This window comes from Streptomyces botrytidirepellens, assembly GCF_003721215.1.
Classification (GTDB): Bacteria; Actinomycetota; Actinomycetes; order Streptomycetales; family Streptomycetaceae; genus Streptomyces; species Streptomyces himastatinicus.
Genome location: NZ_RIBZ01000791.1, coordinates 1 through 12,712, shown reverse-complemented (window position 1 = coordinate 12,712; position 12,712 = coordinate 1). Strand labels below are relative to the sequence as shown.

At 70.4% G+C, this 12,712-nt stretch carries 12 protein-coding genes and 1 riboswitch; of the genes, 11 read left to right on the top strand and 1 reads right to left on the bottom strand.

Annotated features, from left to right (window positions below; translation table 11 throughout):
- Positions 1-914, bottom strand: a 914-nt coding sequence (gene gcvT / locus EEJ42_RS40470) for a glycine cleavage system aminomethyltransferase GcvT (RefSeq protein WP_123107140.1), incomplete at its 3' end; no start/stop codon positions are given.
- A 194-nt stretch (positions 915-1,108) separates the two neighbouring features.
- A riboswitch (glycine riboswitch) is annotated at positions 1,109-1,217 on the bottom strand.
- A gap of 176 nt (positions 1,218-1,393) precedes the next feature.
- On the opposite strand from gcvT, the gene EEJ42_RS40465 reads away from it, so the two are divergent.
- The 11 genes from EEJ42_RS40465 (at position 1,394) to EEJ42_RS40415 (ending at position 12,481) form a co-directional block, all read left to right on the top strand.
- Positions 1,394-2,089: an AAA family ATPase gene (locus EEJ42_RS40465; protein ID WP_123107139.1), complete on the top strand. Its 696-nt coding sequence runs from the start codon at positions 1,394-1,396 to the stop codon at positions 2,087-2,089.
- 237 nt (positions 2,090-2,326) lie between these two features.
- Positions 2,327-3,124 carry an enhanced serine sensitivity protein SseB gene (locus EEJ42_RS40460; RefSeq protein WP_123107138.1) on the top strand — a complete coding sequence of 266 codons (798 nt, stop codon included), beginning with the start codon at positions 2,327-2,329 and terminating at the stop codon, positions 3,122-3,124.
- A 106-nt stretch (positions 3,125-3,230) separates the two neighbouring features.
- Positions 3,231-4,031: an enhanced serine sensitivity protein SseB C-terminal domain-containing protein gene (locus tag EEJ42_RS40455; protein ID WP_184503501.1), complete on the top strand. Its 801-nt coding sequence runs from the start codon at positions 3,231-3,233 to the stop codon at positions 4,029-4,031.
- Positions 4,032-4,314: 283 nt separating this feature from the next.
- Positions 4,315-5,319: an ABC transporter permease gene (locus EEJ42_RS40450; RefSeq protein ID WP_123107136.1), complete on the top strand. Its 1,005-nt coding sequence runs from the start codon at positions 4,315-4,317 to the stop codon at positions 5,317-5,319.
- 86 nt (positions 5,320-5,405) lie between these two features.
- Positions 5,406-7,166 (top strand): ABC transporter substrate-binding protein, encoded by a 1,761-nt coding sequence (locus tag EEJ42_RS40445; RefSeq protein WP_123107135.1) that lies wholly within the window; start codon positions 5,406-5,408, stop codon positions 7,164-7,166.
- A 131-nt stretch (positions 7,167-7,297) separates the two neighbouring features.
- Positions 7,298-8,296 carry an ABC transporter permease gene (locus EEJ42_RS40440; RefSeq protein WP_184503500.1) on the top strand — a complete coding sequence of 333 codons (999 nt, stop codon included), beginning with the start codon at positions 7,298-7,300 and terminating at the stop codon, positions 8,294-8,296.
- Positions 8,293-9,402 (top strand): ABC transporter ATP-binding protein, encoded by a 1,110-nt coding sequence (locus EEJ42_RS40435; RefSeq protein ID WP_123107133.1) that lies wholly within the window; start codon positions 8,293-8,295, stop codon positions 9,400-9,402. Before EEJ42_RS40440 ends, EEJ42_RS40435 begins: the two co-directional genes overlap by 4 nt.
- 47 nt (positions 9,403-9,449) lie before the next feature.
- Positions 9,450-10,520 carry an ABC transporter ATP-binding protein gene (locus EEJ42_RS40430; RefSeq protein ID WP_123107141.1) on the top strand — a complete coding sequence of 357 codons (1,071 nt, stop codon included), beginning with the start codon at positions 9,450-9,452 and terminating at the stop codon, positions 10,518-10,520.
- 41 nt (positions 10,521-10,561) lie between these two features.
- Positions 10,562-11,221: a trimeric intracellular cation channel family protein gene (locus EEJ42_RS40425; RefSeq protein ID WP_123107132.1), complete on the top strand. Its 660-nt coding sequence runs from the start codon at positions 10,562-10,564 to the stop codon at positions 11,219-11,221.
- A gap of 49 nt (positions 11,222-11,270) precedes the next feature.
- Complete coding sequence (locus EEJ42_RS40420) at positions 11,271-11,609, top strand: ArsR/SmtB family transcription factor (protein ID WP_123107131.1); 339 nt, start codon at positions 11,271-11,273, stop codon at positions 11,607-11,609.
- Entirely contained in the window at positions 11,606-12,481 is an 876-nt protein-coding gene (locus EEJ42_RS40415; RefSeq protein ID WP_123107130.1) for an SRPBCC family protein, read from the top strand. Before EEJ42_RS40420 ends, EEJ42_RS40415 begins: the two co-directional genes overlap by 4 nt.
- Positions 12,482-12,712 lie beyond the last annotated feature (231 nt).

The window sequence follows — 12,712 nt, the reverse complement described above, 5'->3', positions numbered from 1 at the left end:
GGCACCCGGCGGCCCTCGGCGACCAGGCCGGTCAGCGTGCGCGGCGGCCGGGCCTCGGCCTCGCGCGCCGCGGCCTCCAGCGCACCGCGGCCGACGAAGTCGCCGGGCTTGGCGAACTTCACCACCCGGCCGAGCCCCGCGTCGAAGGGGGTCGTGTCGGTGCTCAGCTCGTGCCCGTACAGCGGCATCCCCGCCTCCAGCCGCAGCGTGTCCCGGCAGGACAGCCCGCACGGCACCAGGCCCACCGGGGCGCCCGCCTCGGTCAGCGCCTGCCACACCCGCTCGGCGTCGTCCGGCGCGACGAACAGCTCGAAGCCGTCCTCGCCGGTGTAGCCGGTGCGGGCGATCAGGGCGGGCACGCCCGCGACGGTGCCCGGCAGCCCCGCGTAGTACTTCAGCCCGTCCAGGTCGGCGTCCGTCAGGCCCTTCAGGATCCCGGGGGACTGCGGCCCCTGGACGGCGAGCAGCGCGTACGCGTCGCGGTCGTCCCGTACGGCGGCGTCGAAGCCGGTGGCGCGCTCGGTCAGCGCGTCCAGCACCACCTGGGCGTTCGAGGCGTTGGCCACGACCAGGAACTCCTGCTCGGCGAGCCGGTAGACGATCAGGTCGTCGAGGATGCCGCCCTCGCTGTCGCAGATCATGGTGTAGCGGGCGCGGCCCACGGCGAGCGCCGAGAGATGGCCGACCAGGGCGTGATCGAGGGCGCCGGCGGCCTGCGGCCCGGTGAGAGCGATCTCACCCATGTGGGAGAGGTCGAAGAGCCCGGCGCGGGTGCGCACCGCGGTGTGCTCGTCGCGCTCGCTCCCGTACCGCAGCGGCATGTCCCAGCCCGCGAAGTCGGTCATGGTGGCGCCGAGCGCCCGGTGGACCGCGTCCAGCGCGGTGCGGCGGGGCGTGGGCGGGGCGTCGGTCATGGTGCGGCTCCCAGGGTCATGGTCACGGCGATGACGTGCGGTGGGGCGGATGGGACGACAAGGACGGCACAGCGTCCTCCCCATCTGTCATCGGAACCTGAGAGGTTCGCCGTGACCATTCCCGCGCGGCGGGACTGGCCGGGCTTGCACCTTGGGTGGGGCCACAGACAGCGTGGCCCGCTTTTCAGATCTGCCTCATCCGTGCGGTATCGGGGCCTGAGAGATTCAAGGGAGGGCTTGCTCCTTCGGCGCCTCGGAAGATTCGGCGGAGCCGGTGACCGAGGACTCTCCCGCGCGGATTCAAGCGGCCGGTATGCAGTTGGCGTATGCGGTTGGCGCGGACATCATCGCACGTCCGCTCCGGAAGGGAACCCCCACTCTGTGAGCGGGGTCGCGCCGGGGCCTCCTTGATGGCCATTACCTTTTCTTGACACTCTCGGGGTACGGAGCCGCTTGACCGACCTTGGAGGACGATCACGGTGCACGGGCAGGGAACATACGCGACAACCCGAGGACCCCTGCCCGCGCGGCAGGAGCGGACGCCGCAGGAGTGGACGGCGTCGGGCGGCACGGTCAGACCGGATCGCCACGCGGCCGTCCACGATCTGCGCGGCGGGGTGGGGGCGGAGCTGCGCTATCCGGCGCGTGACCTGATCATCGCCTCGGGGCTGCCCGGCAGCGGCAAGTCGACCCTGATCAGCCGGGTCGTCCCCGGGTGCGACCCGGGCGGCAGGCCCGTGGTGCGGGTGGACTCGCAGAACACCCGGGAGACCTGGGAAAGACGCATGCCCCGCTGGCTGCCGTACGCCGTCTACCGGCCGCTCGTCCGCTGCGCCCACTACGTGGGGCTGCACCGGGCGGTCCGCTCGGGCGCCAGCGTCGTCGTCCATGACTGCGGCTCGCAGCCCTGGGTGCGCCGCTGGCTGGCCCGGGACGCCCGGCGCACCGGCCGCGGGCTGCATCTGGTGCTGCTGGACGTGGACCCCGCGGTCGCCCTGGAGGGCCAGGCCGCCCGCGGCCGGGGGGTCTCCGGCTTCGCCTTCGGGCGGCACCGGCGGGCGATGGGCCGGCTGGTGACGCGGGTGGAGGGCGGGCTGCCGCCCGAAGGCTGCGCCTCCGCCGTTCTGCTGGACCGGGCAACCGCGAGCCGGTTGCGGGGCATCTCCTTCGAGTGACATGCGAGTCGGGCACCAGTAGGAAACGAGCCACCGAAAGGTGACCGAACGTAACGGCACCTTTCGGTGGCGCGCCCTCGGTGCCACCCCCGCGCGCTCCCGATGTGCCCCCGGCGTGCCCGCGGCGTACCCGCGGCGTGAGGAAGTGCTGTGGAGATGCCCGGGCGGCCCATGGCCTTTCGCCGCGCAGCCGTTAGGGTGCTGGTGCAGGTCGGACGAGATGGCGGTTGGACGAAGATGAGTATCCCGGAGCACCAGGGCATAACCCCCGCTCACGGAGGATTTCCCGACGGCGCTTATCCCGCGTTTCCCGGCAATGAGCTGGAAGAGGTGCTCGCCGCCTCGATCGGGGTCGCGGGTGCCGGAGCGCGGATCGTCGAGACGCTCGCCCGCAGCCATGTCTGGATCCCGCTGCCGAACGGCGGCGGCCCCGACAGCCGCAGCCTCGACCTGCCCACGGTGGAGCTCGAGGGCCAGGCGTTCGTGCCGGTCTTCAGCTCCGAGCAGCAGTTCCTCCAGATCGTCGGCGCCCACATGTCGTTCACGGTCGCCCCGGCCGTCGAGTTCGCCCGCGGGCTGCCGCCGCAGCTCGGCATCGTGGTGAACCCGGACGGGCCGGTCGGCGTCCCGCTGCCGCCGTCCGCGGTCGAGGAACTGTGCAAGGCCGGGCGCAGCGCGCTGGACGGCCCCGCGCGCGGGGGCCGGGTGCGGCTGTTCGAGCCCGACTGGCAGGAGGAGCCGGTCGACTTCCTGGCCGCCGCCGGGATCGAGTTCGCGAGGGAGCCCGGGGTACGCACCGCGCGGCGCGCCCTGGCCAGCGTCGAGGGCGATCAGCCTGCGCTCTTCGTCGGTGTCCAGCTGGACGCGCCGGGCCCCGAGGGGCAGGCCCTCGCGGTGGAGGCGCTCGGCCGGGCGCTGGGCGCGGTGCCGGTGCCGTGGACCGTTCAGCTCGTCGCGCTGGACGTCGCGCAGGGTGATCCCGTGGCCACCTGGATGCTGGAGCGCGTACGGCCGTTCTACGACCGTGACCTGTGACGCACTCCGGGGACGGCCACGGGGGCCCGTAAGCTGGTTGGATGACCAGGCGGGGCGGCGCGCGTCCCGGTGAGTGCGGGCAAGGCCGAGAGAGGGGCGGACCCAGGTGAGCGCGGGCGCGGATTGGGGGGCGGCTGCCGGGCAGGTCGAGCGGATGCTGGAGCAGGTCGCTCCCGGCCGGTACGACGCCTACGAGGCGCTGCTGCGCGCCCTCTCCGAGGGTCAGGTCTGGATGCTGCTGTGGCACGGCGCGCCCGGCGATCCCGACGCCCAGTACGGCAACATGGACATGGACGGCCACGGTTACGCACCGTGTGTGACCTCCGCTCAGGAACTCGCCGCCAGTGGCTGGAACCGTGCGCATGAGGTGGTGGACGCGCGCCGGATCGCCGACTCCCTCTACCGCGACCACTACGGCCTGTGGCTCAACCCGCACGCTCCCGGCGGCGGCGTCGGCATCCCCTGGCTCGACCTGCGGCGGATCGCGGGCGGGCTGGACCGGCTGCCCGCCGGTCCGCTGCGGGTGACCGATCCGGTCATCGAAATCCCGCAGTTCTACGCCCTGTTGGGGCAGAACGCGCATCGCACCGTCGCGGTGCGCTCACTGCGCCGGGCCTGGGTGCAGCCCGCGCTGGGCGCCCCGTATCTGGCCATCGGGCTCGATCTGTACGACAACGGCCAGCAGGCCGTGGAGTCGGTGCGGCTGATGATGCAGCAGTCCGTCGGCGTGGTGCCGGAGGGGCTGCCGGTCTCCACGGTCGAGCTGTCGGACGAGCACGACCCGGTGGCGATGTGGATGCGGGCCCACGCCCGGCCGTTCTTCGACCGCGACGCCTACAACGCCGCGCCCGCGCCGCCGCCCCCGTCGTACGGGTACGGCTATCCGCCGCCCCGGCACGCGTACTGAGCCGACTTCAAAACGCCCCACCGCGAACTTTCCGCGGTGGGGCGTTTGTTACTGATGCGTTCACGGGTCACAACTGTCCGTATACCGGAACCGCTTACTGCACATCACGGTTAGGCATCCATTGCCCGTGGGTACTGGCGGGTGATCACAAACGCGATGAAGACTCCCGCTCCAAGGGGCGCGGTTCCGTAAAACGACCCCTTTCGCTCACCTTGTGAACTTAAGCCGCCACAGCGGCGAGTCGTGGGCCGGTCACCACCGGTCGAGAGGGGTCCCCACCACGATGACGGCACCATTGCACGGCACGAGCACCGACGCAGAGCCGGTCGCGACTGCCGATGTGGCGGCGAATGTGGTCAAGGCGTCGGTCGAGGGAAGATCGCTGCGACAGATTGCCTGGAGACGCCTCAAACGCGACAAGTTGGCGCTTGCGGGTGGCGGCGTGGTGGTCTTTCTCGTGCTAGTGGCGATCTTCGCGCCGCTGATCGTGAGCCTGCTGGGCCACCCGCCCAACGAGTTCCACCAGGAGGAGATCGACCCCCTCTTCGGCACCCCCAAGGGCGGCCTGGGCGGCATCAGTTCGGACTTCCTCTTCGGTGTCGAGCCCTCCAACGGCCGCGACGTGTTCAGCCGCGTCGTCTACGGCGCGCGGATCTCGCTGCTGGTGGCCTTCCTCGCGGCGCTGGTCGCCGTCGTCCTCGGCACTGTTTTCGGCATCATCGCCGGATATTTCGGTGGCTGGGTGGACTCGGTGATCAGCCGGGTGATGGACATGCTGCTGGCCTTCCCGCAGCTGCTGTTCATCATCTCCCTGGTCTCGGTGCTCCCCAACGACCTGCTGGGCCTCACCGGCAGCGGGGTGCGCATCGCGGTACTGGTCTCGGTCATCGGCTTCTTCGGCTGGCCGTACGTCGGCCGCATCGTGCGCGGCCAGACGCTGTCGCTGCGCGAGAAGGAGTACGTGGAGGCCGCGCGCAGCCTCGGCGCCGGCCGCCGCTACATCCTCTTCCGGGAGCTGCTGCCCAACCTGGTGGCGCCGATCACCGTCTACGCGACGCTGATGATCCCCACCAACATCCTCACCGAGGCGGCCCTCAGCTTCCTGGGGGCGGGCGTGAAACCGCCGACCGCGTCCTGGGGGCAGATGCTCTCCAAGGCGGTGAACACCTACGAGGACGATCCCATGTTCATGATCATCCCGGGTGCGGCGATCTTCATCACCGTGCTGGCCTTCAACCTGTTCGGCGACGGCGTCCGCGACGCCCTCGATCCCAAGGGCACCCGATGAGGCGCCCCGGCCGCGGATGTCAGGCGGCTCCCCGAAGCTTTCCCCGCGCCATGCCACGTACCGCTATCCCGGAGGTTGCAGGAACCATGAAACCCCTACGTTCGTCGAGAAGCAGGCGGATCGTCGGCGCGACGGCTGTCGTCTGCGCCCTGCTGGCCACCGCGGCGTGCGGCGGCGGCAGCGACGACAAATCCTCCGGTGCCGGATTCAACGCGGGGGCGAAGGGCGTCGCCAACAAGTCCGCCAAGAAGGGCGGCACCCTGAAGTTCATCAACAAGCAGAACTTCGACTCGCTCGACCCGCAGCGCCAGTACTACGGCTTCGCATGGGACTTCGCCCGGTTCTACTCGCGTCAACTCATCACGTTCGCGCCGAAGCCGGGCGAGGCGTCCAACGAGCTGGTTCCCGACCTGGCGACCTCCACCGGCAAGGTCGGCGACGGCGGCAAGACGTACACCTACACCCTGCGCGACGGGGTCGCCTGGGAGGACGGCTCGCCGATCACCTCCAAGGACGTCAAGTACGGCATCGAGCGCATCTGGGCCAAGGACGTGATCTCCGGCGGCCCCGACTATCTGCGCCAGGCCCTCGACCCCAAGGGCGAGTACCCGGGCCCGTACAAGGACAAGTCCAAGGACAAGCTCGGGCTGAAGGCGATCGAGACGCCGGACGACAAGACCATCACCTTCCGTCTCGACAAGCCCAACGGTGACTTCGAGCAGATGCTCGCGATGCCGACCGGCTCCCCGGTGAAGCGCGAGAAGGACACCGGCGCCCAGTACACCAACCGGCCGTTCTCCTCCGGCCCGTACAAGGTCTCGTCGTACACCCCGGGCAAGAGCCTGGCCCTGGTGCGCAACGACAAGTGGAAGAAGTCGACCGACCCGATCCGCGCCGCCCTGCCGGACCAGGTCACGGTCACCTTCAACTCCAACCTCGAAGCCATCGACAAGCTGCTGATCAAGGGCGACTACGACGTCTTCCTCAGCGCCACCGGCATGGGCCAGTCCGGCCGCGCCGCCGCGCTCAAGGAGCACAAGGGCAACGTCGACAACATGGAGACGAACTTCGTCCGGTACGTCGACCTCGCCACCAAGGTGAAGCCGTTCGACAACATCCACTGCCGCAAGGCGGTCTTCTACGCGACCGACTACACCCAGCTCCAGACCACCCGCGGCGGCCCGCAGGCCGGTGGTGACATCGCCACCAACATGCTCCCCAAGAGCGTCAAGGGCTCGGACGACTACGACCCGTACGGCATCATGAAGCGCAAGGGCAAGCCGGCCAAGGCCAAGGCCAAGGCCGAGCTGAAGCAGTGCGGCAAGCCGAACGGCTTCTCCGCCAAGATCGTCTCCCGCAACGACCAGCCGAACGAGACGGCGGCCGCCGAGGCGCTCCAGGAGTCGCTGGGCAAGGTCGGCATCAAGCTCGACATCAACGAGATCGAGGGCGGCTCGTCCGCGAGCATCACCGGCTCCCCGTCCGTGATGCACAAGCGCGGCTACGGCCTCAACATGACCGGCTGGGGCCCAGACTTCCCGACCGGCCAGGGCTTCTCGCGTCCGCTGTTCGACGGCCGCTTCATCCAGCAGACCGGTAACTACAACGTCTCCGAGACCAACGACAGCGCGATCAACAAGGACTTCGACAACGCGCTCAAGGAGACCGACCCGGCCAAGGCCGGCCAGATCTACGCGGACATGAACCACAAGGTCGCCGACCTGGCCGTGGCCATGCCGTTCCTCTACGAGAAGAACATCACCTGGCGCAGCTCCCGGCTGACCAACGCCTACTCGTCCTCGGCCTACAACGGCCGGTACGACTACGTGTCCCTCGGGGTCAAGTGACGGTCGGCCGTCGGCCACCCCACCCCCACCGTCGCTTCATCCGATAGGCCCGAAGGGCAGGTGATGGCCACGCGTGGTGGTGCCGGAACCCCGCACCCCGGGGTTCCGGCACCACCACCGGGCCGCGCACAGTGCTTGCTTACGTCATCCGGCGCTTGTTCGCCGTCGTCATGATGCTGCTGGTCGTCACCCTGACGACCTTCGCCATCTTCTTCGTGATCCCGAAGTGGGCCGGTTCCGACCCCGCGCTGCTCTTCGTCGGCAAACAGGCCGACCCGGCGGCCATCGAGGGCATCAGGACGAAGCTGGGGCTCAGCGATCCGCTCCTGGTGCAGTTCTGGCACTTCGTCGAGGGGCTGTTCGTCGGCCGCGACTACGCCAACGGCTCCGACGTCACCCACTGCCCCCAGCCCTGCTTCGGCTACTCCTTCCGTACCGAACAGGCGGTGTGGCCGCAGCTGACGGACGCCATGCCGGTCACCCTCTCGCTCGCCGCGGGTGCGTGTGTGCTGTGGCTGGTCGGCGGCATCGCCACCGGTGTCGTCTCCGCGCTGCGCCGGGGCACCCTGTGGGACCGCTCGGCGATGACCGCCGCGCTCGCCGGTGTCTCGCTGCCGATCTACTTCACCGGTCTGCTCTCGCTGGCGATCTTCAGTTACCAGCTGAAGTGGGTCGACGTGGACTACAAGGGGCTCGGCGACGACCCCGCCAAGTGGTTCGAGAGCCTGATCCTGCCGTGGATCACGCTCGCCTTCCTCTACGCCGCCATGTACGCCCGGCTCACCCGCGCCACCATGCTGGAGATCATGGGCGAGGACTACATCCGCACCGCCCGCGCCAAGGGGCTGCGGGAGCGGACGGTCATCGGGCGGCACGCGATGCGCTCCACCTGGACCCCCATCCTCACCCTGCTCGGCCTGGACCTGGGCGCCCTGCTCGGCGGCGCGGTGCTCACCGAGAGCACGTACAACCTGCCCGGCCTCGGACGGCTCGCGGTGAACGCGATCAGCGACAAGGACCTGCCACTCATCCTGGGCGTCACCCTGATCGCCGCGTTGTGCATCGTGGTCGCCAACCTCGTCGTGGACCTTCTGTACGCCGTCATCGACCCACGAGTGAGGCTCGGATGACCGACATCGACAAGCCCGCCACCGCCGCCGTGGGGGAGGTGGCCGCGGCCGGTTCGCCCGCCCCGACGGCCTTCCTCGAAGTGCGCGACCTGCGGGTCCACTTCCCGACCGACGACGGCCTGGTGAAGTCCGTGGACGGGCTCAGCTTCCGGCTGGAGAAGGGCAAGACCCTCGGCATCGTCGGCGAGTCCGGCTCCGGCAAGTCCGTCACCTCGCTCGGCATCATGGGGCTGCACACCGCCGGGCAGTACGGCCGCCGCAAGGCCAGGATCTCCGGGGAGATCTGGCTGAACGGGCAGGAGCTGCTGGGCGCCGACCCCGACGAGGTGCGCAAGCTGCGCGGCCGCGAGATGTCGATGATCTTCCAGGACCCGCTGTCGGCGCTGCATCCGTACTACACGATCGGCCGCCAGATCACCGAGGCGTACCAGGTCCACCACGAGGTCGCCAAGGACGTCGCCCGCAAGCGGGCGGTCGAGATGCTCGACCGGGTGGGCATCCCGCAGCCGGACAAGCGGGTGGACAGCTATCCCCACGAGTTCTCCGGCGGTATGCGCCAGCGCGCGATGATCGCGATGTCGCTGGTCAACAACCCCGAGCTGCTGATCGCCGACGAGCCGACCACCGCCCTCGACGTCACCGTGCAGGCGCAGATCCTCGACCTCATCCGGGACCTCCAGAAGGAGTTCGGCTCGGCGGTCATCGTCATCACCCACGACCTCGGCGTGGTCGCCGAACTCGCGGACGACCTGCTGGTGATGTACGCGGGCCGGTGCGTCGAGCGCGGACCCGCCGAGAAGGTGTTCTACGAGCCCCAGCACCCGTACACCTGGGGGCTGCTCGGTTCGATGCCCCGCATCGACCGCGACCAGACCGACCGGCTGATCCCGGTCAAGGGCTCCCCGCCCAGCCTGATCAACGTGCCGTCCGGCTGCGCCTTCCACCCGCGCTGCCCGTACGCCGACGTCCCCGAGGGCGGCATCACCCGCACCGAGCGGCCGGAGCTGCGCGTAGTTCCGGGCGCGGCCGGGCACTTCTCCGCCTGTCATATGGCGCAGGAGGACCGTACGCGGATCTGGACCGAAGAGATTGCGCCGAAGCTGTGACGGAATCCAAGGGCCCTCAGGCCACGAAGGACACGAAGGATCCGAAGATGACGGTCCCGGAGCAGGCGACCACCACGCCCGAGCCCCTGCTCACGGTGTCCGGCCTGGTCAAGCACTTCCCCATCAAGAAGGGGCTGTTGCAGCGGCAGACCGGCGCGGTGCAGGCGGTCGACGGCCTCGACTTCGACGTGCGCCCGGGGGAGACCCTGGGCGTGGTCGGCGAGTCGGGCTGCGGCAAGTCCACCATGGGACGGCTGATCACCCGGCTGCTCGAACCCACCTCCGGGAAGATCGAGTTCGAGGGCAAGGACATCACGCACCTGGGCACCGCCGCGATGCGCCCGATGCGCCGCGACGTCCAGATGATCTTCCAGGATCCGTACTCCTCGCTGAACCCCCGGCATACGGTCGGCGCCATCGTCGGCGCCCCCTTCCGGCTCCAGGGCGTCACGCCGGAGGGCGGCATCAAGGCGGAGGTGCAGCGGCTGCTGGCGCTGGTCGGCCTCAACCCCGAGCACTACAACCGCTATCCGCACGAGTTCTCCGGCGGCCAGCGGCAGCGCATCGGCATCGCCCGGGCGCTCGCCCTCAAGCCCAAGCTGGTCGTGGCCGACGAGCCGGTCTCCGCGCTGGACGTCTCCATCCAGGCCCAGGTGGTCAACCTGCTGGACGACCTCCAGGACGAGCTGGGGCTGACGTACGTGATCATCGCCCATGACCTGTCCGTCATCCGGCACGTCTCGGACCGGATCGCGGTGATGTACCTCGGGAAGATCGTCGAGCTGGCCGACCGCCGGGCCCTGTACGAGACCCCCATGCACCCGTACACCACGGCGCTGCTCTCCGCGGTACCGGTGCCGGACCCCCGGCGGCGCGCCCGGCGCGAGCGGATCCTGCTCAAGGGCGATGTGCCCTCGCCGATCTCGCCGCCGTCCGGCTGCCGCTTCCACACCCGGTGCTGGAAGGCGACCGAGGTGTGCAAGCGGGAGGAACCGCCGTTGGTGGCCCTCGCCACCGGCCACCAGGTGGCCTGCCACCACCCGGAGAACGCCCCGGGCCACGCACCCGGTCAGGTCGCCGGACCGGTGCGGAGCGCGACGAAGAAGACCGAGAGCTGAGACGGGGCGGGCGCGGCGGCCCCGTCGTTTAACAATGTCGGGTGCTCATCGAACTGGTCACCCCGTCCGTCCAGCACGCGTTCGAGGTCGTCGGGATCTTCGTCTTCGCGATCTCGGGCGCGCTGCTCGCGGTGCGCAAGAACTTCGATGTCTTCGGCATGGCGGTGCTCGCCGAGGCCACCGCGCTGGGCGGCGGGGTGTTCCGGGACCTGGTGATCGGTGCGGTGCCGCCCGCCGCGTTCGTCGACCTCTCCTACTTCTTCACCCCGCTCGTCGCCACCGTGCTCGTCTTCTTCCTGCATCCGCAGGTCGAGCGGATCACGGCGGCGGTGGGCGTCTTCGACGCGGCGGGGCTCGGGCTGTTCTGCGTCGAGGGCACCGTGAAGGCGTATCAGCACGGACTCGGCCTCACCTCCTCCGTCACCCTCGGCATGGCGACCGCGGTCGGCGGCGGTGTGCTGCGCGACGTCCTCGCCCATGAGGTGCCCTCGCTGCTGCGCTGGGACCGGGACCTGTACGCCGTCCCCGCCATCGTGGGCGCGTCCATAGCGGCGCTGCTCCTCCACTTCGACGCGCTGTCCGGGGCCACCAGCGCGCTCGCGGCCGTGGTGGCGTTCACCGTCCGGCTGCTGGCGATGCGGTACGGATGGCGGGCGCCGCGGGCGTGGAACCGGCGCAGCACGGCGACGGAGGAGATCTGAGCCGTGTATTCCATTGCGGCTATATACCCCACGAGCTATATTCAGGCTCATGCCCATACCGTTCGACGTGCTCGCGGAGCCGAGCAGACGGCAGATCCTGGACCTCCTCCTGGAGCGCCCCCGCCTGGTCGGCGAGCTGACCGACCGGCTCGGGCTGACCCAGCCCGGCACCTCCAAGCACCTGCGGGTGCTGCGCGAGGCCGGGTTGGTGCGGGTGCGCCGGGACGCCCAGCGGCGGTGGTACGAGCTGTGCCCCGAACCGCTGGCCGAGATCGACGCCTGGCTCGCCCCGTACCGGCGGCTGTGGACCGACCGCCTCGACGCGCTCGAACGGCACCTCGACACCATGCCCGACGTCCCTGACGGATCTGACGGAGAAGCGCCATGAAGGACACCCTCAGCCAGACCGGCGGCGGCCGCTCCGCCCTGCGCCTGGAGCGGCGGATCGCCCACGCCCCGGAGAAGGTCTGGCAGGCCCTGACCGACCCGGCCGAGCTCGCCCACTGGTTCCCCTCCGAGGTCCGGGTGGACCTCAAGGTCGGCGGCCGGATGGGCTTCGTCTTCCCCGGCCGCGAAGCCCCCGACATGGAGGGCGTGGTCACCGAACTGGACCCGCCCCACGTCTTCGCCTTCACCTGGGGCGAGGACCAGCTCCGCTGGGAGCTGCACCCCGACGGCGAGGGCTGTCTGCTGATCCTCACCCACACCTTCGGCGACCGCTTCGGCGCCGCGAGCTTCGCCTCCGGCTGGCACGCCTGCATCACCGCCCTCACCGCGCTGCTCGAGGGCGAGAAGGCGACCCCGGGTGACATGGCCGAGCTGCACGAGTCCTACGTCGAGGCGTTCGGCCTGGCCGAGGGTGCGGTGGAGACCACCGAGGACGGCGGCTGGCGGCTGCGCTTCGAGCGCCAGCTCGTCCGCCCCGCCGAGACGGTCTGGCAGGCCCTGGCCGGACAGACCGGCGCGGCCGGGCTCACGGCCGGCGGCCCCGTCCCCTTCGGCTTCCGCACGGACGGCGTCCCGGCGGGCCCGATCACCGAGGCCGAGGCGCCCCGTACGCTCGCCTACGACTGGGAGCGCGCCGGGCACCCCGCAGGCCAGGTCCGCTGGGAGCTGTCCCAGGGCACCGGCCACGGCGCCCGCCTCATCCTCACCCAAACCGGCCCCCCGGGTTCCGACCAGGAACGCACGGAAGCCCTGGCCTCCTGGCGCCGCCACACGGCCCTACTGGCTGCCAAGCTCTTGCGCATGCGGGGCTGATCGTGCGGCGCACGGCCCCGCGACAATCCAGCCCGTCCGGCGCTTGAGAGCCGAGGCCCAGCACCCACCCGCCCGGCGGCATGGGAAAGCCGGAGCCCAGCACCCGGCCTGCCGGGGGGCTTGTGGTCCGGGGGCCAGCATCCAGCCCGTCCGGCGTTCGCGGGCCGGAGCCCAGTACTCAGCCCGTCCGGCGTTTGAGGACCGGGGCCCGGGGCGGAGCCCCGGCGGGGG